General features: G+C 44.9%; 14 protein-coding genes. 1 reads left to right on the forward strand and 13 read right to left on the reverse strand.

Annotated features, from left to right (window positions below; all coding sequences use genetic code 11):
* Positions 1–67 precede the first annotated feature (67 nt).
* The 13 genes from FGM00_RS05390 to FGM00_RS05450 all read right to left on the reverse strand — a co-directional run bounded on the left by FGM00_RS05390 (position 68) and on the right by FGM00_RS05450 (position 21894).
* Positions 68–3589, reverse strand: coding sequence for a sulfatase-like hydrolase/transferase (locus FGM00_RS05390; protein ID WP_138851916.1), 3522 nt, complete (start codon positions 3587–3589; stop codon positions 68–70).
* Positions 3590–3856: 267 nt separating this feature from the next.
* On the reverse strand, positions 3857–4432 hold the full coding sequence (locus FGM00_RS05395) for a peroxiredoxin family protein (protein ID WP_138851917.1): 576 nt from the start codon (positions 4430–4432) through the stop codon (positions 3857–3859).
* A 109-nt stretch (positions 4433–4541) separates the two neighbouring features.
* The gene (locus FGM00_RS05400) at positions 4542–6002 is read right to left on the reverse strand and encodes a sulfatase (RefSeq protein WP_236262935.1); all 1461 of its coding nucleotides are present in this window, start codon (positions 6000–6002) and stop codon (positions 4542–4544) included.
* A 342-nt stretch (positions 6003–6344) separates the two neighbouring features.
* Complete coding sequence (locus tag FGM00_RS05405) at positions 6345–7490, reverse strand: Gfo/Idh/MocA family protein (RefSeq protein WP_138851918.1); 1146 nt, start codon at positions 7488–7490, stop codon at positions 6345–6347.
* 63 nt (positions 7491–7553) lie between these two features.
* Positions 7554–8582 (reverse strand): sugar phosphate isomerase/epimerase family protein, encoded by a 1029-nt coding sequence (locus tag FGM00_RS05410; RefSeq protein WP_138851919.1) that lies wholly within the window; start codon positions 8580–8582, stop codon positions 7554–7556.
* Between the two features lie 29 nt (positions 8583–8611).
* The gene (locus FGM00_RS05415) at positions 8612–9820 is read right to left on the reverse strand and encodes a class I mannose-6-phosphate isomerase (protein ID WP_175416186.1); all 1209 of its coding nucleotides are present in this window, start codon (positions 9818–9820) and stop codon (positions 8612–8614) included.
* 20 nt (positions 9821–9840) lie between these two features.
* On the reverse strand, positions 9841–10908 hold the full coding sequence (locus FGM00_RS05420) for an aldose 1-epimerase family protein (RefSeq protein ID WP_138851921.1): 1068 nt from the start codon (positions 10906–10908) through the stop codon (positions 9841–9843).
* 6 nt (positions 10909–10914) lie between these two features.
* The gene (locus FGM00_RS05425) at positions 10915–11766 is read right to left on the reverse strand and encodes a sugar phosphate isomerase/epimerase family protein (protein ID WP_138851922.1); all 852 of its coding nucleotides are present in this window, start codon (positions 11764–11766) and stop codon (positions 10915–10917) included.
* 4 nt (positions 11767–11770) lie between these two features.
* On the reverse strand, positions 11771–12574 hold the full coding sequence (locus tag FGM00_RS05430; RefSeq protein WP_138851923.1) for a 3-keto-disaccharide hydrolase: 804 nt from the start codon (positions 12572–12574) through the stop codon (positions 11771–11773).
* Positions 12575–12898: 324 nt separating this feature from the next.
* A complete protein-coding gene (locus FGM00_RS05435; RefSeq protein ID WP_138851924.1) occupies positions 12899–15607 on the reverse strand; it encodes a c-type cytochrome in 2709 nt (902 codons plus the stop codon).
* Between the two features lie 13 nt (positions 15608–15620).
* Positions 15621–17114 carry a RagB/SusD family nutrient uptake outer membrane protein gene (locus FGM00_RS05440; RefSeq protein WP_138851925.1) on the reverse strand — a complete coding sequence of 498 codons (1494 nt, stop codon included), beginning with the start codon at positions 17112–17114 and terminating at the stop codon, positions 15621–15623.
* Positions 17115–17167: 53 nt separating this feature from the next.
* Positions 17168–20272 (reverse strand): SusC/RagA family TonB-linked outer membrane protein, encoded by a 3105-nt coding sequence (locus FGM00_RS05445; RefSeq protein ID WP_236262936.1) that lies wholly within the window; start codon positions 20270–20272, stop codon positions 17168–17170.
* A 575-nt stretch (positions 20273–20847) separates the two neighbouring features.
* The gene (locus FGM00_RS05450; RefSeq protein ID WP_175416187.1) at positions 20848–21894 is read right to left on the reverse strand and encodes a GntR family transcriptional regulator; all 1047 of its coding nucleotides are present in this window, start codon (positions 21892–21894) and stop codon (positions 20848–20850) included.
* 182 nt (positions 21895–22076) lie between these two features.
* On the opposite strand from FGM00_RS05450, the gene FGM00_RS05455 reads away from it, so the two are divergent.
* Positions 22077–24182: a bifunctional aldolase/short-chain dehydrogenase gene (locus FGM00_RS05455; RefSeq protein WP_138851927.1), complete on the forward strand. Its 2106-nt coding sequence runs from the start codon at positions 22077–22079 to the stop codon at positions 24180–24182.
* Positions 24183–24245: the final 63 nt, after the last annotated feature.

Here is a 24245-nt window from a genome sequence, read left to right on the forward strand (position 1 = left end):
TTTTAAAAGTATTATTCTTATTTTTACTTTTTATGCCGTCCGAGCTTAAGGTCGAATGTACAGCCTGCTAAAATGAATTAATGACGAGTTTAATTTCGTGTTTCCCCGGATTCAAGCGCACCGAACCAAATGCAGCTGCTACCTTTTCACCATTATGCATCAGTTCCTTTCCTGGGGCCGGAGCAATTTCAAGTTCGGCGACCATATTGGCTGGAATCTCGATATGGAATACCTGCAATCTTTTATTTTTAGATTCATACTCCCCCTTAATGCTCCCCTTTATCGTAGGTACTTCGATACTACTGTGTTTCAAATCACCCATTTGCGGTTTGATTGTAGCAACGCCGAACCCAGGTGTTTTGGGTTGAATGCCCCAAAGGCCACGGGGAATTATATTGGCGGGTACTGCTCCCCAGGCATGGTTCCAGTCCAAATTATTCTTGTATTTCAAGTCCCATGCTTCCAAAGTAATGGTAGAGCCAATACGTATCATATTAAACCAACTTCGGTCACTGGTATCCGTCAGTAGCGAAAGCGCGTAATCTTCAGCGCCGGCGTTGTACAATCCGTCCATTAAATATTGTGAACCATAAACACTACAAGCCATTCCCCGTGATTTTATATGTTCGACTACGGAAGCAATATGCTCTTCGGGTACCATATTGAACGCTAAGGGTAGCATGTTGGCATGTAGCGCGGCATGGTCGGTACCTATCCCATCAACGTAGATTCCCCTCTCCGAATCGAACATTTGCTCATTGACCGCTTTCTTGGCCTTTAGGGCGCGGAGCTCAAAATCCATAGCTTCTTTGGTCTTGCCCAGCACTTCGGCAAATTCAGCCATAATCTTCATATTTTGATAGTAAAATGAATTGACCACCGTATTATAATCTTTAAAGACGTAGCCATCACGTTCTCCTTTGTTGGATGGATCTCCGCCCCATCCCGCCGATGGCCAGTCTACGATGTCCCGAAAGGTCTCCTTCATCGTTTTTGGAAAGCCAAGGTTGGCCATCAGTTCGGGAGTCATTTTTGTAGAGGTAATCAAACCATCTTCGTTCGCCAGCTCATACAGCGTTTTATATTTTAATTGCTCATAATACTTCTCGATAAGTTCGGTATTGCCCGTGTACATATAATCGGCATAGAACATGAGCGCCACGTGCTGCTGCCATTCCGTCGGCCATGTAGGATGTTCCATAAAATATTCAATGGTCTGTCTCGCTATGGCATACTCGCGATCGGTGGTGTAGTGACTCAATTGGTTCAAATAGGCATCGGCTTCATAGGGTATACGTTCCCGATCGCCATCAACATACAAGCCATTGAAGGTAGTTGCCTTGATGGAATATTTACACAAGTCCCATACTTGGTTCAGAATGTCATCGGAGCTTTCAAAACTACTGGTATTGTCGTCCCAGTAGCTAAAGTGGGCTACTTGTCTGAAATTATCTGCAGTAACGGGCGCTTGAGCACCTTCTAGCTCTGCATATCTAAAGGGCATCAGCACAGGAAAGCCTTTGGGTAGTGGTAACGCCTTGCCAGGCAAGGTGTTGCGTTTGTCCACTTTAACGGGAAGTTGATACTTGGTCCGTCCCGGTTTTACAGGAACTTGTATCTCCTGGTACCGGATATGACTCTTTTCAAAGGGGGTTCTATTGATATTTTCGCCATCCAATTGTTCCCCAATGCGAAAGGTTAGCGTATGCGGTGTTTTTGCTTCATAGGTGAAATCGATAGTTGCAAAGGCCGCTTTTCCAAAATCCATAAAATAAAAATCACCCCTATCTTCAAAGGAGGTCGGAGCTATGTGTTCAATTTGAAAGCTGTTTGCCGTGGTAATGGTTTGCTGCGCACTTCCCATGGTAAACGACTGCTTTTCGGAATATCTTGAGAGTCGATTGTCCACATCCCAAATACGGACTTTCCAATAATAAGTTGAACCGCTCTCCAACGGTGTACCGTCGTGTTCGATTTCGGATGAGCTGTTGGTACGAACTTGTCCACTATCCCAGATATCCCCGATATTTTTATCGATGTTTTCCTCGGAGGAAGCGACCAAGATTTGATAGGCTGATTGTGAAACCGCCCCGTCTGGAACCACCCATCCGTATTCCGGTTTAGGGTCGATGATGGTTACTCCCTCCGTATCCCTGATCCATTCGACAATCAAATTTTTAGGGCCTTCCGAGAAGGCATCTGAATTTTTTAAAATAAGCGCGTCGGTCGCAGCCCGAAAAGCGTTTAGTTTTTCAGTGTATTTCGAATTTTTTGCAAGATTATTAATTTCTTTAGGGTCATCTTTCAAGTTGTAGAGCTCTTCGAACGATTGGTCATTTACGTACCTGAAATACTTCCAATCTTTAGTGCGAATACCCTCACTTGGTGGAATGTGCTCAAACTCCCAAAGATGTTCAAGCAATACAGTATCGCGCTCAAGGTTCTTGGTTTTGTTCGATGCGATGGGCATTAGGCTTTTGCCCTGCCAAGTCTCTGGAGACGCAACTCCCGCCAAGTCAAGAATAGTTGAGGGCACGTCGATGTTCAAGGCCAAAGCATCGCTATCTTTCTGATTCTTTAAACGGGGGTCGAACACGATTAGGGGTACCCGAACGGAATTGTCATACAATAACCATTTTCCGGCCAATTGGCGTTCACCAAGAAAATAACCGTTATCGCCCATAAGGATGATGACGGTGTTCTTATCCAAACCTTTTTTCTTGAGTTCGGCGCGGATTTTTTCAATCTCGCGGTCGATACCGGAAATCATCCGGTAATACCCTTTTACACTGTGTTGGTATTTCTCAGGCGTATCATAGCGCCAGGTCCACCGCAATCGGTTAAAACCATCACGTACGAATTTCGGTTGCGCCTCAAAATAGCGATCTTCTCCCAAATCGGGTCCCGGCATATTGATATCCTGAAGCAGGACATCCGACTCGTTCTGCCAAAAATATTGGTCTTCCGCGCTGTCATGGGCGTGGGGCGCACTAAAACTCAAGGATAGGCAAAACGGCTCATCCGTTTTTGCTTTGGCTATAAAGTCGATGGCTTTCTGGCCGGTATATCTGGTCAAGTGAACAGTGTCTTTGCCCAAGGTTTTGTAATAGTACCCGCGCCTATCATCGTAAGCGTTGTTGCGGTCGTAGGATTCGTATTCATCGAACTGCTTATCCAAATCATCGTAGCGTACGCCATACTTACCATAAAATCCCGTTTTATAGCCCTTTCCTTTTAAGATGGTGGGGTAGGAATGCGTCATATACGACTCCCGAATATTCCCTGTCTGGAAGTTGAAGTTATGGGTACGTTCATACAGTCCGGTCAAGATACTCGCCCGACTCGCCGCACAAATGGGAGTGGTCACCATTGCGTTGGAAAAATACGTACCTTCTTTGGCCAACTTGTCCATTTCCGGCGTTGAAATAAGCGAATTTCCGGCATATCCCAACGCATCAAAGCGCTGGTCATCTGTTAGGATAAAGATAATATTGGGTTTATCGGATGGTGATTTCTTCACCGATTTTTGGGCCTTGAGCGGAAGTACAAAAACCCATAAAAGGGCACTTAACAAAAATTTCATTTTCATGGTCCTAACTGTTTTCTATTTTGATTTCGGTTGGTTAAAAGTTATGATAAATAAGAAGACGATTTACATATCACGTCTTGTTCAAACCTATGTTTTTAAAGGTTATTAACCATCCTGTGCTGTCCTGAAAGGGCTATACTGTGAAGGCCGGTTTTGCAAGTGGCAATACAAGGAAAAAACCTTTAATTTTTTTTGGATACGGAACCGATTTTAAAAATTAAGGAATGGTTTCCGAGAACAGATAGAAAGTACGTGAATATCGCGCTTTCAAGTTTTGTGCTTTTCGTCAAGCAATGTTTTTATGATTTCGGACGGAAGCATCCTTTCAGTATAATTTGCCTCTACATGGGCCGTTGTAATTATTCGCTGCCTATTGATGATAAAGGTAGCCGGAACAGGTAAGGTTTTGGAGCCATCCGCATTCAAGAGGGTTAAATCACGTCTTTTATGGTACCCTATCCCGGGATCGAACTGAAGACGATAATCCTTTATGACTTGCTGGTCCGCATCACTCAGGACCTCAAAATCAAGATGATTCTTTTCCGTTAGGGTCAGTGCATCATCAGGTTTTTGGGGACTAATGGCCAATACTACCGCGCCCAAGGCTTTAATTTGCGGTAGGGATGCTTGTATGGCCCTTAAATCCAGGTTACAGATAGGGCACCATTCACCTCGGTAGAATTTCAGAATAACATGGCTCGATTTTACTACCTCTGAAAGCGAAATCATTTTGCCGAAAGCGTTTGGCAAAGTGAAGTCGGGGGCTACATCCCCAGCTTTCAATCCTTTTACATGGGAAGCATTTGCGATAACCAACTTTTGAAAATCCTGTAGTTTACCCATAACTGTTGTTTTGAATCGATATAAATTTTATAGTGAAAATAACATTTTGATTATGAAGTTTTTATCCATCGAAAATTTCGATAGTTTCCTGAAGGTTCGTCTGCTGTATCTATCGCTTAGCGTTATTTTTTTCCGAGGCACCATAAGATAAATGTCCTGTTGAACCTTCGCCTAATATCCTGTATCGGTTTTGGGGTATTTGCGCTCGGTGTTTTTGAATAATGACCCCGTAGTCCGGGTTATCAATTTCATTGTTCCATTCATTGGGGTCGCTACGATGGTCGTAAAATTCTTCAGATCCGTCGTTATATTGAATAAATCGATACTGTTCCGAAATTATGGCATAATTACCCGGACCAAAATTCGTTCTTGCATAATACGGCCAGTTGTTGTTGGGATTTTGTAACAACGAGACCAAGGAGTTGCCTTCATGTTTGGTATCTGCGCTTAGATTGCTCAATTCTAAAAGGGTGGGATAGAGGTCCAGTAATTGAACAGGTTTCGTACAGACCTTTCCTTTTTTAATACCCGGGCCTGCGATTATGAAAGGGACCCGAGTGCCATCTTCCCATAAACTACGCTTGGCGTGCCGTTCTTTTTCCCCGATGTGAAATCCGTGATCACTAAAAAACACAATGTAGGTGTTCTCGCCATAATCCCCATTATCCAGGGCCTCGAGCACCCTGCCTACTTGTTCGTCTACAAAACTAACGCAGGCCAAATACGACTGTACAAGGGCTTTCCACTCTTTATTTTCAACTACCCATTCATGGGAGGGTGATACGTGCCTTAATCTCGTAACGTCTTTACCATAAGATGGAATATCGTTGAGGTCTCCCTCAATTATTCTTGGCAATTGTAGCGTTTCAAGCGGATACATATCAAACCATTTTTGAGGGACGAATTGGGGTACATGCGGACGGTAGAATCCGACGCCCATCCAGAAAGGTTGTTCTCGTTCTTTCATCAACTCTTTTTCTGCCCAGCTTGCTATTTTATAATCGGGCATCAGTTCATCGCGCTCAGGATATACACCCCAATCCCAAAGTGGATGCCCGGGATAATCACTTATCTTCTGCTCTGGAACGGGACCAAAGCCTCCGAATTGTCCGGCGTAGTTGGGAACATGTCTTTCATTCAAACCTTTCGCATTATGAAATAGTTTTCCTGCCCCGAAAACTTGGTATCCCTCTTGCTGGTACCTCTTTGGCATTACAGTGGTTTGACTTGCTACAGGCGACTCGCTAATATCGGGATTCAAGAAATAGATACCGGACGTGCTTGGGTATAGCGATGTCATCAGGCTGGCCCGACTAGGATTACAGACAGGCGCTTGACAATGCGCATTGCTAAAAAGCATTCCCCTACTAGCCAACTGATCGATATTTGGTGTCTGCGCTTGCGGGTGACCTCCTAAGACCCCTACCCAATCGTTGAGGTCGTCTACAGCAATGAGGAGTATGTTCGGTTTAGTCTTTTCGGTCGACGCTTCATCTTTTTTACTAAAATTGCAGCCGCAAAGCAACAATAGCGCCAATATAAGGGAGATACTTTCGCTTTTTCCCATCATATGTTCAAATGATTTATAACCAACTTGTGTGGAGGATTAAACTCATACTATCCTAAAATACAAACTTGCAGCTAAGAGATTTAAAGATTGACGTTATAAATCTTCCGTTGTGAATTATACGAAGATTTTTTTGAAAATAATTAAAGTGTTTTGTTCGGTTTTTAGAATCGAGCAGGGTAGTGCAGGACACTTTTATTATCAATTAGTAGTAATATTAACTAAGAAGAGTAGTTAACTTCTTTTGAGTTAGTTTGAGTTAGTATTAAAGGGATGAAAAGTTCAATTTTCATCCCTTTTTTCGTTTCTAAATACTGATTTTGCAAACTAACCATCTTCTCCTATCTAGTCCACGTTTTTCCAACTTCTACTATTTGCCGATGCAATTACAGCCTCACACACTTTTTGCGTTTCATAGGCATCTTCGAAAGTCGGAGCGCATGGGGCTTCCGATTCCAAACTCTTGAGAAAGTCGGCCACCTGATGTACAAAGGAATGCTCGTACCCGATACTCAAACCTGGAACCCACCATTTGTCCATAAATGGTTGGTCACCATCCGTTACATGTATGGATCGCCAGCCGCGCACTATAGATTCATCCCTATGGTCAAAATATTCCAGCCTATTTAAATCGTGTAAGTCCCATCTGATGGAAGCATGCTCCCCATTTATTTCGAAGGTATACAGGGCCTTGTGGCCTCTGGCATAACGCGTCGATTCAAAAAGACCCAAAGATCCGTTTTCAAAATGACAATGAAAGATACAAGCATCATCAATATCGACTTTTTGCACCTTTCCGGTTGCTTGATGCACGCGCTCTTTGATAAAGGTTTCGGTCATGGCCGAAACATCTTTTATAGTACCATTGAGCCAAATCGCGGTATCTATACAATGCGCCAATAAATCGCCCGTAACGCCGGAACCGGCAGCGTCTGCATCGAGCCGCCATAGGCCTTCCCCGCCTTGCGGTAATTCTGGACTAATGGTCCAATCCTGTAAAAAATTGGCGCGATAATGAAATATCCTACCTAATTTTCCAGAGTCTATCAGTTGTTTTGCCAAAGTAACGGCAGGAATACGGCGGTAATTGTACCAAACCGTGTTTTTAATCCCAGCCTTTGCAACGGCTTCCACCATTTTTTCGCCTTCTTCAAGAGTACGCGATAAGGGTTTTTCGCATAATATCATTTTACCAGCCTCAGCAGCTGCGATTGCGATTTCGGCATGCATATCATTAGGGGTACATATATCTACCGCGTCGATATCGTCGCGGGCAATTAGTGCTTTCCAATCGGTTTCCCAGGATTCGTAACCCCATTGTGTGGCAAAAGCCTTGACCTTGTTTTCGGTTCTGGAACAGGCTGCTTTTAAAACGGGACGATATTCCAAATCGGGAAAAAAATTGGAAACCCGATTGTATCCGTTCGAATGGGTTCTTCCCATAAAGCCGCATCCTATCAATCCTATTCTAAGTTCTTTCTTGTTTGCCATAATCTATTAAAGTTTTGTTTCGTTAGAAATCATATAAAGTACAGATACGAATGCTTCGAACTCTTAATTCCAACCATGTAGTTCACGAACCTTTATCAGGGTTGTCAAAATATCATTCCACGTCTGCTGTTTTGTAAGTACTGCGTTATCGAACATGCAACCATCCCAGCAAATGTGTTCGAAGGCTTTGGTCAGTGTTCCATTTTCATTACGAAGCCAGAAACCGGCATCGTTCGCTACATCAAGTTTACCATTCGGGTCCGTGGCCAAACAATGGCGACCGGTTTTATCATGTGATCCGGTCCCGTGCACAGTACCGTCATTTTGGGCTACATGAAAATCTATGGTCCAAGGACGGAGAGCATCCGTAACTTTTTTCAATGCCTCGGTCAATGTTTGGCGGTCATTCCAATCGAAATCTTGAGGGAGTATGCGATGTTCAGGAGCGTTATAGCCTAGCAAGTAGAGTAAAGTGTGGGACATATCGGCTTGAAAACCGATATTTGGTCGGTCTACCGCCTCTAAGGTATCTACCATGGATTTCCAACTGTGCATCCCACCCCAGCATATTTCGCCCTCTGCTGCCAGTTTTTCATCGTAATCGGCAGCCACGTCGCATGCTTCCCTGAACGTTTTCGCTACCAATTTGGTGTTGCCAACGGGATCCTTCGCCCATTCTTCGGGGCTGGAAGCGGAATCGATACGAATTACACCGTATGATCGTACGCCATGTGCCCTTAGGACTTTCCCGAAATGGCATGATTTGCGAACCATTTCTACAAAAGTCTTACGGTCATCATCACTACCTAGTGTAGGACCACCCCAAATCGGGGCTACCAAGCTTCCGACCTTTAGGCCGTGACTGGCAATCTTATCCGCTATTCTCTTTATTTCGTCATCGGAACTGTCGATATTAATATGGGGGTCCAAAAGGCCTAAATCCACACCGTCGAACTTTATACCGTCTACTTCGGCTGCAGCGGTCATTTCCAACATCGTGTCAAAGGATATGGGTGGTTCAGAGTCAGGACCTTTGCCAACTATCCCAGGCCATGTCGCGTTGTGTAACTTTGGAAAACTATTATTTTGCATACTTCTGTTTTTAAATTAAAAAATCTTGACTACAACTTCAAATCCGGATTTTCGGGGCCAAAATGTTTTAGCATGACGATGGGGTCCGTACTGCTATGGTTGACAATGGTAACCCCTTCTTTTGCAGCTTGCTCGGTCACAAAATATTCGTCATGTGTCAATTGTCCATACCGTATCAAAGTGGGAGTTTCTATATCCCAAACCCCCATCTTGCCATGCCCTTGCATCATGATCATTCCATAACACGCATTGTCCTTTACGGTTACCGTCTCTCCCGGTAGCACCGTTAGTTCTTTGGCGCTAAAGGCATCGGAGCGGTAACAGACCCATTTGTCAACATAACCTTGCGCTTCCATTTCTTCCATTGGCGCTACGGGTATCGGGTTCATAAATCTGGTTTCCAGCATATTGGGGTCGGTATTCAATTCCCAGTCGATTACCTCCATCAGTTGGTCAAAGTCACCTATGCGATCTTTCGGCGTACCATTCCACAACAATTCCTCCGGGATTATGGCCTCGTTTACCAAAGACTGGTACATGGCGAATACATCGGAAGCTTTTTGCGGTTCGTAGGTACACATACTGCCAGGCGCATGTAGCATTCCCGGGGGTACATCCCAACCCGTTCCAGGCTCTAGCCGGAAAGCGGATGAGAAATTGGTGATTTTGTTGTCGCCTTTAGTAAAATTGACCAAACACTCACGAATCTGTTCTTTGGTGGTGCCTGGGCTTATGCCAAAAAAGGTATAAGGGAAATCACCTCCGTGGTTATTTACCTGTGGCGGAAAGTAATACGCCTCGGGCTTTCCCTTTTGCCCGATTTTCGCCGCATGTTCGTCATTATGATGTATATGGTGGGGGAGTGGCCCCATATTATCGAAAAACTTGGAGTACATGGGCCAGCTTTCATATGCGTTCCATAAACGGTCGCCGATGATTTTTCCTTTTAATTCATCGATAACGTCTTTTAATAGAATTTGAACTTCTTTACCGTCGTCCTCTACAACAACAGGACTTAAGCCTTCATTTTTCCCGGTCAAGGGGCCGTTCTCAGTGGGTGTTGTCGAAGAGAACCAACGCTCGTCTATACCTCCTCGTGCGCCACCCAAAACATAGTAATCGTCTGGATGCAATTTGATTCTTCTACCTGGTACGCAAAAAGACCGTGGGACCCATGTGGGTGCCAACCGTAAAATTCCCTTACCTTGTTCCAAGGCTTTTTCTGCCAGTGTTGCCATAGTATGTTTTATAATTTATTTTAAAATTCGGTTCTAAATGCTTCTATTTTTTCGGGTGAAATCACTTCTATATCCAAGGAATAGCTTCTCCTTTCCCCGGGCTCCAGAAAAATAAGGTTGCCCTCTTTTCGCGCTTTCTTCTGGCCGATTGGCGGATTCGTTGCGGGTTCGAGCGCCGTGACGTATTCATTTTTGCCCCAATGCTGCCAATTGATCAACCAGGGTAACTGCTTCTTGGGAAAGCGAACGGCTACGGCAAGATTCAGTTTCTTGTTGTATAGGCCACAGTTAGACTGCCCATTCCCATCGGCATCGACATCGATAAATGCCACGTCTTCGCCCGAACCCGAATGCGATTCCATCGGTGGAGGGCAAACGCGATAGCTACTACCTTCCTTAAAAATCTTTTGATCGGAATCGGGAGTAGGTGAACGCCATGATCCTTTCCATAGGATTTCCGTTCCTTCGTCAACTAGTGGCCAACCAAAATTGACATGATACAGCAGCATATGCGGTACTTCTTCGTTACCGCGGTTAACTACTTCATCCTGAACACTTATTTTAGGTTCCCCCAATTTCCCGGAAATCGTTCGTTTAAGTTCTAAAACAGGACCGAACACCTGTGCTTCCCGTACTATTCCTGTAACGCTCATCTCCATTTTACCTGCAATGGGATCTGGCTGTACTATCGAAACAATTTCTGCAGGGGTGTTGCTGATACGCCCGTGTAGGCCGCGCGTTCCATATTCATCGTCTTCCGGTCCGCCTACATGCGACAGTCCGCAAGTGGTAAGCAATCCACCGCCGAAATTGCGTATCCACCCCATACCCGTATCGGAAAAACGCTCCGGTGGGGTTGTTCCTGTATGACTTAACCATGCCAAACTGTGCTGGTTGTGGAAAGCTTCTCCAATATCCATCGCCCGATCTAGAATTACTTTGTAGCGTAGACCGGTTCCAGTATTAATCCAAGCGATACGCGTACCACGGCCAAGACCATTATCCAATATAGAAGTCTCTATACCGCCAATTTGTGCTACATTAGAGATTTTATCTTTACCGGTATGTATGAAATCCGTATTCGACATCAGCGTTTAAACGGCATGTTTTTGAATCATTTCTTGAATAAATTTAAATCCCTTCTCTGCCATATCCCAGGGATGGGCGAACTCGCGCCATACATTGATCGAATTTGCAAAATCAACATCGTTCCTGGTAAAACCTTCAATGGTATACCAGCCGTCATATTTGCTTTTCGCTAAGGTCGAAAAGACTTCATCCCAAGGAATGTGCCCTGTGCCCGGAGTACCACGATCGTTCTCACTAATATGTACATGTGCCAGATATGGTGCAATCGTATGAATGGCTTCGTCTAATTTTTTTTCCTCAATATTCGCATGATGGGTATCGAACATTCCTTTTACGTTCGGATGATTTACTTTTTGCAACAGGTGTTTTAGTTGCTCCATGCTATTGCACAAATAGCATTCGAATCTATTCAATGCCTCAGGAGTTATGATAAGGTTCGTCTGTGCCGCATAATCTCCAGCTTTACGCAACACTTCCGCGCTCCAATCGTACTCACTTTCCTGTGGGGCTTGTTGCGCAAAAGTGGCAAAGGCGGAATGCGTAGGACCGGCCAGTACTTCGGCATTCAGATCATGACACCGATCGATGATCCATTTGAGACGTTCAACAGCCTTGGCTCGAACCGTCGGTGAAGGGTCTATGGGGTTTTCCTCGGGACCGACCACCGTTACCGCGGTTACTTCCAAGTCAATATCTTTGGCGTGTTGCCCAAGTCGCTTGTAATCCGAAACGTCCGGGGCTCCTATAAAAAATTCTACACCATCATAGCCGATATTCTTCAAACGATCCATAATCGGCAAGAGGTCTTCCGAAACCCCCGCCGACCATGCCAAAACGTCAAAGCCTATCTTGCTCATGGGATTATAGGTTTTTTATTCGGATATTGCGGTACGCTATTTTCATCGGGGGACCAACATGCACTTGCACCCCTAAATATCCTTTCATTTTTCTATTTATAATGTCTTCATCCGTTATATCGCTCATCAAAACCCCGTTCACATAATGTTGCAACCGATTGCCGTTGACGATCAGGTGCATCTCATTCCAATCTTCACTCTTGATTTTGGTTTTTAGCGAATCCGATTCCCCTAAGGTGTCTAGTACCTCCCTACTTTGCCAGCAGTTCTTCTTAACATTGGCCCTCAAGGAACCCGGTTCATCAGGGTTATCTTGGGTAGTAATTCGAACTTTTTCACCGCGATAGGCCAAAGTAGCCCTTTTTTTCTCCTCATAGTTCTGGCCTGTATATCGAATTTTTCCATCAATGTCGGCCTGATAACCGCGTAGGGCATTAGGGATGGTATCAATGAGTTCGCTTCTATAGTTGATACCGCTGTTGCCGGACTCGGCGATTTTGAACTCTAACTTTAGTTCAAAGTTATCGGGCTGACCTCCTTGCCAAATGATGAAGGTATTGCTTTTCAAAAGCGTTTCCGGTGTTACTTCGCCAACCAGATTACCGTCTTCTACGCGCCAATAATTTAAATCGCCTTTCCAATCGGTTAAGGTTTTGCCGTCGAAAATGCTTACGAATCCATCATCGTCCACATCTGTTTGGGCAATATCCGGCACTGCACTATCCTCTTTTTTTTCTTTGCAAGAATGGAAACCTGTTATGAATAGAAGCGAAATAGCCATTGGAAAAAGAATACGTTTGAACTTCATATTTCTTTAGTTGGAATTAATAGTTAGGCAACATACAAGCCGTATGAATCGGCTACTGGGATACTTTTTTGACCTAAGAAATTCATATGGATTTTGATAGAAAATTCCGATTTCTTTTCCGATTCCCAATCCCTATTGTAAATTACTTGTTCATTGAAAGTGATGACCTTTTACTTATGAAGATGAAAGTCGATTACATTTTTCACTCCTCTACCTAGTAGTTCACCAATCAATTTTTACTCTAGGATGACAATTTATAAAAAACGAATTCATCTTTGCAATTCTTTCAACGCCCCACAATTAGAATTGGATTATCAATTTCAATTACTTTCCGGTATCATCTATAGCGGTTTTGTAAATTGAATTTTCGGGATTACCTCCTGCAATCAAATAAGCCAATAAATCTTTGACTTCCTCATCATTTAATCGGTTGATCGTACCCGGCGGCATCAATGATACCGTTGACATTTTTGTACTTGCAACATCACTTTTAGGAATGCTTCTGATGACATCCGGCGCGTACGGATTTTGGGAAATTTTATAGGTATCACCCTCTTCGCTGATTAATCTACCTACAATCGAACTGCCATCATGCAATGAAAATACAGTAGAATTGTATTGATCGGAAATTACCTCATTCGGATTTATTATCGACTTGAGCATATCTTCAGGAGAGAAGCGCGTACCGATTTGTGTGAGTTCCGGACCAATATTCTGTCCCTCTCCTCTCATGGCATGACAGGTAACACAGTTTGTCGCCAAGTACATATTCCTACCTTGTTCGAAGTCTCTAACTCCTAATCCTTCAGCAAGTAAGGGTTCAATATCTTCTTCCGTCCAATTCTTTCTAGGACCTTTGGGCTGAATGGCATTGCCGACGAGCTCGTTTCCCGAACTGCTCAATAAAGAATCCCCGGACATTTGATTGTATAACTCAAACTGATTCTCTGATATCTTGGCTAGAGCGTTTTTTCGGGCATTATCGACAAAACCGATATAACTTCTTCCCGCCTTGTAGGAGAACGCCTTATGGAACCATTTAAAGTATTTCTCGCGGAGTTCGGGTGTCCATCCGTTTTTGGCATCACTCAGTACATTCCCATAATAGGTGCTTTGGGCCGGTGGCATATTTTTCAATGTTTCGGCAATCGCCATTCCGTATTGAGGATTCCTTAAAATAAGGTCCGCCGCCTCAGTGGCCGTATTGGCCATGACGTCTGCATTTTCACCAAGAGGTTTTTCCAATAGCGCAATGGTTTTGGAAATTACGGAAGGTTCTCCGACATAAACCAATGTTTTACTCAACAGCTGGTTCAATACATCGGTCTTAGCAGGATAGTGTGATGCCAAGTAGTTACCGATTTTTTGTTCAATGTTCGGTCTAGCTTTTCCCATTCGGGAAAGGACCAATTCGATGGCGCGTACTAAGTCTACCTGTTTTGCTGTACTTAAGCTAGCAAAATCAATTTCGGTCAAAGTATTTATTAGTTTTTCTTGCTGACCCGAATCGCCTTGTCGTGCCAAAGCAACGGCAGCGTGAATTTTCTTGGCGGCTTCTTTTTCTTCATATACCCGATTCTCCCATATAGCTGTGGGTTGATGCTCAATAGCGATACGGGCAGCATATTGTATAAAGCGGTCATCACTATCAAGAAAAGGCCACGCTGCTTCGACCGCGCCTTCCTTGGCACCGGAATGGTAGCTTTCCAATTCTTTTCTAATTTTATTGGTTTCCGTTTGTTCTAGAGCGATATGTTCGGTGGGAATTTCCTCTTTATCGCCATCGAAATACACTCGGTAGAGGTCGGAGTCGATACGTCGCCCCCCTGTCATAAAATACATAGCGCCATCAGGCCCTATAACACCATCGGTAAGAGGTAGTGGAAGTCCAGAAAGAAATTCTTCCTTGGTACCGGAATATGAAGACCCTTTTGTTTCCAATTCCATGGCGTATATAATTCCAAAACTCCAATCAAAAGCGAAAATACTCCGACGGTATTTCTCAGGAAATTTTGCATTCATCCCATAGATAACGTTGGTCGGGGAACCTTGCCCAATATTCATAACAGGAGGTAGGTTGTCCGGGTAAGCCGGAGACCATTTACCATTCCCGGTACGCCAGCCAAATTCCGAGCCGCTCGTAACGTGACAGATTCGGGTGGGACGGTACCAAGGCATCCCCAAATCCCATTCCATGTCAGAGTCGTAGACGAACATATCTCCCAATTCGTTAAAGGCCAAGTCGAAAGGATTGCGAAAGCCTGCCGATACCAATTCCCAGTTTTTTCCTTCCGGGTCTATATTGGCGACCCAACCGCCTGGAGCACCTCGGTCATTGGCGTGGCCTCGCGGATCTTTTATCTTGTACAGAAGATTGTCATCTTCCCAATTCTGGGGTAGTCGATAGCTGTCCATCTCAGGTAAATCCGTGTGATTTCCCGCAATAACGTACAATGACTTTTCGTCAGGTGACAAAACTATGCTGTGCGGCCCGTGCTCCCCTGCGCCATCAAGCGATTTTAATAGCGTAACCGTATCGTACTCGTCATCATTGTCTGTATCCTGCAAACGGTACAGGCCACTGGTTTTCTCAAACTCCTCGTTGCCCCTATGGTTCACCATCACATACAGACTGTTGAAGGCATATAACAGCCCCTGTGCATAACCCATTTGAATAATGGAATCGGCCACCGGCTCGGCGGTTTGAATCTTAAGCTTCTCCAACTTGGAAATACTCTCGCCAGATCCTACGGGTGGAATTTCCATACGGTATAGCGCACCGTATTGATCTGATGTGATCAATCTATTCTTATCATCGAAAGTCATGGCTACCCAGGACCCTTGGTCATTTTCAGAAGGACTGTAAAGATGTTCTGCCTTGAAATCGGACTGTAGCTTAAGCTTTGCTAATTTGGGGGGCAATTGTTCCGCGACATCAGTTGTGCCTTCCTCGACACAAGAAATCAATACCATCATCGATAAGGCCGTCAGTACATATGAACTACATCTTCCCGTAAAAGTCTTTCTACTCATAAAGTAAAGTTTTTTAAAAATTAGGATTTAATTCCGATTCGGAAGAAGGTAATGCATAACGTTCCCTAATATTGGTAAAGGCGTTTCCAGCTGCCGGCACCCCTTCAGGAAGGTAATAATCGTTAGGATTGTTTATCACCCTGTTGCCAAACTCCGTCATTACCTGAATAGCAATGCCTTTTCTCAATAAATCGAACCAGCGTTTATTCTCAAAGGCCAATTCTACGCGACGTTCCCTGAAAATGGCATCGCCCAAGTCTCCGGTATGGGCTCCCAAGCCAGCTCGAGTACGAACCTGATTCAAATAGGTTATCGCTTCACCATCCTTACCCTGCTCTTCCAAAGCCTCCGCCAAAAACAATAAGACTTCGGCATAACGGTATACGGGAAAGTTCATACCGTGATTGTTATGTAAAGCATGAGGCTCTACATATTTTTTAATAATGGGATAGATGCCATCGTTCCAGAAACTTTCTCTGGTTTCGATATACATGATGGAACCATCCTCTCTTAAATCGCCATCCTCGTAGGCTGCGATAATATCCGGTGTGGGAATATTGTTTCCTTGTCCGTTTATGGGTTGTGGATCGGCCGTACCGAATAATGCTCCAACCTCATCCGCTTCAATGGGCCGAGGGAGAAAATTGTACATAAAGTTACCTTGAACCCCTTCGGCTCCCTCTCTATACTGTATCTCGAAAACCGACTCCATGTTGTTCTTGTTGTCGCTATTCCCTGAGAATGCATCTTCGTAATCAGGCATAAGCATATATTCACCGCTATTGACCACTGCCTTTAAAAGTGTTTCCGCTGCGGCCCACTCCTGTAATACAATATAAACATTGGCCAAAAGCGTTTGTGCAGCCCCCGAAGTAACACGACCTGGTTCTTGTACCGATTTAGGAGGTAGCAGTGGAATCGCAGCTTGGGCATCTGCAATGATTTGAGGATATATTACATCTGGCGAAGATAGTGGTAACGCTGCGCCTTCGCGATCCAGTACCGGTTCAAGATGAAGCGGTACCGATCCATAAAACTGTACCAAGTCAAAATAGGCAAAGGCTCTTAAGAATAGGGCTTGGCCTTTAACATTATCCTTTACGGCTTGGTCTATTTCAGCATCGTCTACGGTTACTAAAATCTGATTGGCGCGAGCTACTATCGCGTATAATTGTCGATACTGGTTTTGAACATTGGAATTGGGTGTAATACCGTCATCGGTAATCATCGAGTGATCGGCGATGTCTTGGTTATTTTCCGTTGCCCCAAAAGCGGTATTTCTCGCAAAATATGTATTATCAGAGCTCATTTCGGCCATGAAAGGTTTTGTTTGATTGTACATCGTTCGTAAGGGAGCATATGTTCCATTCACGGCTTGTACAAAATCGTCTTCTGTTTGGAAGAAGGTCGGTACACTTAGAGAATCTTCGGGAAAGACATTTAACTCGTCTTCACAACTTATTGCAATAAAGCAGATAAGACCAAGGAATATGATTATTTTTTTCATTTTTATAATTTTTATTTATCGAACTGAGTGATTATCTAAAGTTATGCTTTTACTTAGAAATTGAGGCTTACACCAATATTTACTATTCGTGGTATCGGATATCCTGAGATATCTACCCCAGGAGCTAGATTTCCGCCATCGCCTTGTCCGTTGTTTTGAACGCTGATTTCGGGGTTTGGTCCGCCCCAATATTTTGTAAATATGTGCACGTTCTGAATAGATCCATAGATACGGGCCGATTTAAAGTATTCTTCCAGTCCTGGAATCGTATACCCTAAAGTAATGTTTCTAATATTGAAAAAAGAGGCATTTGCCACGAAACGATCGTTGATCCAATCCCTTTCAATACCTGTTACCCTGCCGCCACCGACAGTGGTACCATAAAAACCATCACCAGGATTATCAACTGATCTGAAGCGGTTTTCTACATCTTTTAAAAGGTTGAATACTCCATCTAAGTTTGTTGTACTGAATAGGTGCCGCACTAATACCTCATTACCCTGAGATCCTGTACCTATGATCGAAAAATCCCAATTACCGTACGTTATTCTATTGGTGATACCATAGGTGAAGTCTGGAAACGGATTTCCGGTGATAGCTCGGTCATCGTTGAGTCCTCCTCTTGTTATGACCCCATCGCCATTGACATCAATTAGTTTGATACTACCAACGGTGGATCGGCCAGGTACCTGCGGTGAACTATCCAAATCGGCTTGATTTAAATATACTCCGTCGGATAAATGCCCATAGAATTGCGCAAACGGTTGTCCTACTTGGGTGATGTGCCAGCCACCCGGGCCAAAGACTTGATCGATACCATCGGCCAAGGCTACAACTTCATTTCTGTTAAATGAAATGTTGGCATTGGTGGTCCATTTGAATTTTCCCGTAGTATTTACTGTGTTTAAAGCAAATTCATGTCCCCAGAATTTGATTTCACCAATATTATCACTGAAATTGGAGAAGCCCGACTCCCTAGGCACTTGAATATTGAACAGTAGATTGGTGGTATTTTTTGTGTAGTAATCATAAATAAAAGAAACCCTGTCGTTAAAAAGGCTCAAATCAAGTCCAATGTCAAACTGCTCCGTTGTTTCCCACCCCAGATTTGGATTGGATAAGGAATTCACGGCGGCGCCCGGCGCAAACGTATCACCGAAAACCGCGGGAACATTGTTGTCTATTAAAGCATATTGCGTGTAGTTACCAATATTAAAGTTACCGGTAACGCCCCAGCTTCCTCTCAATTTCAGTAATGATATCGTATTCGAATCTTCTAAAAAAGATTCGTCGGAAGCAATCCAACCGGCCGAAACGGAGGGAAAGGTACCCCATCTGTTGTCAGAACCAAATCTAGAAGAACCGTCGCTACGTATTGCAGCCGTTAATAAATACTTACCCTTATAATTATAGGTCAACCGTGAAAGTGCGGACACCAGAGTGCTTTCTTGAATTTCGTCAAAAGTCTGGTTTCCTCGCCTATCTATATTCACCGCTGTTTGAATAAAAGGTAGACGGTCATCTGGGAAATCGGTAGCACGTATTCGGCTTCTATCCGTTCTAAATTTTTGATACATAAAACCTCCTAAAATAGAGAAATTATGATCTCCAATTGAATTGGTATAGGTAATCGTATTCTCATTAACCCAATTAAATCGATCTCTATTGTCCCAAATACCTACATTGTTCGTGGGTATGGGCCGGTTTATTGCATTAGTAGCATTTGTTGGACTAAAGAACGTGGAATTCCTTTGGTAGAACTCGGCATTTAAGCTAGATTTTATACTCAGCCCACTAATAGGTTTAAACTCTATATAGGCATTGGAGAGTATGTTAAGGTCCCTATCTTCATTTTTTATACGCTCCGCCGAATTTAACCAGTTGGCGTAAGCGAATATGTTTCCGGTATCTGCCGGGAACCTGTTGAATTCGGTTCTAGTACCATCAGGATTGTAGATAGGCATTATTGGCCAAGTGTGCAGGGCGTTGAAAAGGATACCCGTACCCCTTGTACCATCAGTTGCCGGGTCATTTCGAATTACCCAGCTAGGGGCAACATTTACCCCTATTTCGACTTTGTCGGACGGATTATAGGCCATATTAGCCCTCAAAGTAACTTGTTGAAAGTCACTGCCTAAAACGACACCGTCTTGTTTTGTTAAGCCGGCAACAAGTGAAGAACGAAATTTTTCCGAACCACCGGAAACTTGTAAATTATAGATGGATATTGGTGCCGTACGTAGCATGGCATCGTACCAATCATTGGTCTGTCCTTCATATTGCGAAGGATCTTGAAAAATATCAGGTACAGGATCACCCTGATCTTCGTAGTACTCTTTTTTGAACTGGGCAAATTCAACCGCATTCATCATTTCTAACCTACCGCGCTGCGGTACGCTTTGGAGACCTGTAGATATATTCAAACTAACATTGGTCTTACCTACCTTACCTTGTTTGGTAGTAATCAATACAACGCCATTGGCCGCCCTTGAACCATATAAAGAGGTCGATGCCGCATCTTTTAAGACAGTAATATTTTCAATTTCTGCTGGATTTATATTATTTAGGTTACCCGCAATCGGAAATCCATCTACTACATATAACGGGTCGCTACCTCCTGAAATCGATAATTGTCCTCTTATACGAACGTTCATACCCTCACCAGGGACGCCTGTGGTCTGATTAATTTGAACACCGGCTAGTTGTCCTTGTAGTTTTTGGGCAACCTGTGTTACTGGAATATCGGCCAGTTCGGTTAAGTCTACTGTCTGAACCGAGCCTGTAACCTCTCTTTTAATTTGTGTACCGTACCCTACCAGTACTACTTCGTCTAAGGCGGTAGCATCTTCGGACATTACCACATCAATGGTATTTCTACCATTTACGGGTACTTCCTGGGTTGTGAAGCCAATGTATGAGAACACCAGTGTACTGTTCGCATCGGGCGCTACAATACTGTAATTACCATCAAAATCGGTAACCGATCCTGTCGTTGTGCCCTTTACCAAAACGTTTACTCCGGGCAATGGCCCAACGCCATCTCCTGAGGTGACAGTACCGGAAACAGTTATACTTTGAGCATGTAGCGAAATACCGAAAAGCAGAACAAAAGCAAAGAGAAAACTTCTCCCCGAACTTCTAATTGATGTTTTTTTCATAATCATGTTTTTAGGTTGTAAGTTATTTAGGTTCCCAACGAAAGAAACTCTAACGTTGTAGTTACTCAAATATACTTGGCTATTTTCATACTGCCATCCTGTACAATGCTGTACTATACCGCACTGTCCTGAAAAAGTTAATTAGATAATCTAAACTGTTTGGTAAACAATAAGTTACATTTGTCAAAGTAACTACAGCCTTGTTTTTTTGCTAGTTTGGGACTCTGAGGAGATGCAATCACCTAAGCGATGGATATTGATAGGAAGCATTATTCAGTGACATGTTTTCCTCATGCTTGGATTGATATCCTGAATTATGTCCTCCCCTTCTGATAGTGTTGGCAGATCAATAGTTTGTCACTGCAAGGATAATATAAGTCTATGTTAATGATTAGAAATATCGCAAAGCGAATACAATAGCTAAAACATGAAAATTTATGCTTAGCGATTAGTATAAACCAAAGAATGATTTAGTTATCGCCACTAAATCGCTAGAATCCTACCAATAAGAAGAATTTGAAGTGGTGGAGCTGGCAAAGATGCAGCAACTAATTTAGGAAATAAGCCCCTGTAATCTAAAGCGAATTTCGATCTATAAAATTGAAAGGGTTTTTGACTTTTCCTTTCTTTTTATCCATAATCATATGGGCCGCGGTTTCACCCATCGCCCTAAAGTCGGTAGAAATACAAGTTATGCCCAAGAGTTGTTTCAGGGGGGTATCATTATAGGAAATAACACCGATATCCTCTCCCAAAGTAAATTCCTGATTACGGATTTGGTTGACAAGGTTTACCAAGTCTGATTCCCCGATCGTAATAAAAAGATCACCTTTCCTCAGTACGATATCATCAAAGATTTCTTCCAATACCTCAAAGTCGATGGAATGCTCGATACAGAATTTGCGAAACCCGTGCAATATTCTTTTCGGATAGGGGTAGACCGAATTTTCTGGGTAGGCGATAATCAATTTTTCATATTTCGAAATCTTCGTCAACCCTGCTTGTAAAGCATTATAAATATCGTTCTCAAAATCCTGATAAATTTCAATAAAGGCCCCCTTTATCTTGGAAATAGGGTTATCCATAATAATCAGCTTGTTTTTTGGAATCCCATCAATGGCCTTGATGACTTCGGGGGTAAAGCTTACGTGCTTCAATTCATCGGTCTTAAAGTGCGGCATAATGACGTAAAAATCATAAGCGCCTCTATTTTTCTCTAAAAGGTTTAGGAAAAGGTCTTCCTCACAATGATAAATGTGCAAATCGGTATGCGCCTTGCCGCTGATACTATTCACGAACGAATTGTAGATACGCAACTTATAGGAACTCAATTTATTGATCAAAAAGAGAATATTGACTTTGGAAATTAATTTTGTACGAGTTATGTAATATCCTTTTCCCCTTATGGATAAAATTACTTTGCGTTCCTTTAGTATGTTATAGGCCTTTTCGACCGTATCTCTTGACAGGAGATATTCTTCGCTAAAAAGGTTTATCGAGGGAATCTTATCATCCATCTTTAAGTTCCCTGCGGAAATATTATCGATGATCGCATCTACTATCTGCTTGTATTTGGGTACCCTTGAATCCTCTTTAATTTTGATGTAGTTGAAAATATCCATTGGCTGAGGTCGCTTAGTATTTAAATTTATCGAATTGTACATAATTTGGGGTAGTGCCAAAGATGTAAATCCCTATTCCTTAAAAGTAAACAATTTTATTTTTGAAGCAAGCGGTACAGTACAGGATAGAATACCACGCTGTATATTTTATTTTCGTTGACCAACACCAATACTACGAATAGATGAAAAGTACTACACAGCGATTCAAGTACGTCGACCACCTTTGGGACGATAAGAAGGCCGCCGCGCTCGGCGACGACCAAGTGGCATTGTTCCTCTACCGCTCCAACATCCTTGGGGCCGACCTGAGGATAACCAACTACGGCGGGGGCAATACCAGCTGCAAGACCATCGAAAAGGACCCGCTCACCGATGCCGATGTCGAGGTGATGTGGATCAAGGGCTCCGGGGGCGACATAGGCACCTTGACCAAGGCGGGTATCGCCGGGCTGTACACCGATAGGCTGCGGGACCTGAAGAACGTCTACGGCGGCCTGGCCGACGAGGACCGCATGGTAGGGCTCTTCAACCACTGCATCTACGACCTCGACAGCAAGGCCCCCTCGATAGACACGCCCCTGCACGGGCTGCTGCCCTTCAAGCACATCGACCACCTGCACCCCGACGCGCTGATCGCGGTGGCCGCCGCCAAGGACAGCGAGAAGGTGACCAGGGAGATCTGGGGCGATACCATGGGCTGGGTGCCCTGGCAACGGCCCGGTTTCGACCTGGGGCTACAGCTGGAGAAGTGCCTGAACGAGAACCCCGGCATCCGCGGGATCGTGCTGGGCAGCCACGGGCTCTTCACCTGGGGCGACACCTCGCACGAATGTTACATGAACAGCCTGGAGGTCATAGAGATGGCCTCGGAGTTCATCGAAAAAAAGATAAAGGAGAACGGGAGCGTTTTCGGCGGACAGAAAATAGAGAGCCTGCCCAAGGAGGAGCGCCTGGAGAAAGCGGCCCAGCTCATGCCCATGCTGCGGGGCCTGTGCTCTTCCGAAAACAGGATGATCGGCCATTTTACCGATAGCGACGTGGTGCTCGAGTACATCAACAGCAACGACCTGGAGCGACTCGCGCCCATGGGCACCTCCTGCCCCGACCATTTCCTCAGGACCAAGATACAGCCCTTGGTACTCCGGTTGGATGCCAAGGAGGACCTCTCCGATACCGGGGCCGTCCTGGCCAAGCTCCGTCCGGCCTTCGAGGAGTACCGGCAAGGATACCAGGACTATTACGATTCCCATAAGCGGGAGAACAGCCCGGCGGTGCGCGATGCCAACCCGGTGATCATCATATACCCCGGCGTGGGCATGTTCAGCTTCGCCAAGAACAAACAGACCACCCGTGTCGCCAACGAGTTCTACGTGAACGCCATCAACGTGATGCGGGGCGCGGAGGCCATTACCGAATACACCTCGCTGCCTCGGCAGGAGGCCTTCGATATCGAGTACTGGCTCCTGGAGGAGGCGAAACTACAGCGCATGCCCAAGGAAAAACCATTATCCAGAAAAGTGGCTCTGGTCACGGGCGCCGGCGGCGGGATCGGCAAGGCCATCGCCGACAAACTGGCCGAGGAGGGCGCCAACGTGGTACTGACCGATATCGCGGAGGACAGGCTCAAGGAAGGTGTTTCCACCTACGGGAGGGATACCGCCAGCTATACCGTCTGCGACGTGACCGAGGGCGCATCGATAGCGGCGGCCTACGGGAAGGCCTGTCTGGAGTTCGGGGGCGTCGACATCGTCGTGCACAGCGCAGGGCTAGCGATCTCGAAGCCCATCGAGGACACGACCGAAAAGGACTGGGACCTGCTGCAGGACGTACTGGTCAAGGGGCAGTTCCAGCTCGCCAAGCAGGCCGTCGCGATCATGCGCAAGCAGGGGCTGGGCGGCGACTTCATCAGCATCGCGAGCAAGAACGGGCTGGTGTCCGGGCCGAACAACGTGGGCTACGGCACCTCGAAGGCCGCCCAACAGCACATGGCGCGCCTGTTGGCGGCCGAGCTGGGCGGCGACAAGATACGCGTGAACACGGTCAACCCCGACGGGGTGATCGTGGGGAGCAAGATATGGGAGGGCGACTGGGCCGAGGGCCGGGCGAAGGCCTACGGCATCACCGTCGATGAGCTGCCCGCCCACTACGCCAAGCGCAACCTGCTCAACGAGATCATCTATCCCGAGGACATCGCCAACGGCGTATTCGCATGCGTGGGCATATTGGACAAGACCACCGGGAACATCATCAACGTCGACGGCGGCATGGCCAACGCTTTTGTAAGATAGGCGCAATTTCATTACATTTCTAACCCCCAAATGGACATTTGCGCCGTCTGGGAAGTATTTTAC

It is taken from the genome of Aggregatimonas sangjinii, from assembly GCF_005943945.1.
GTDB classification, from domain to species: domain Bacteria; phylum Bacteroidota; class Bacteroidia; order Flavobacteriales; family Flavobacteriaceae; genus Pelagihabitans; species Pelagihabitans sangjinii.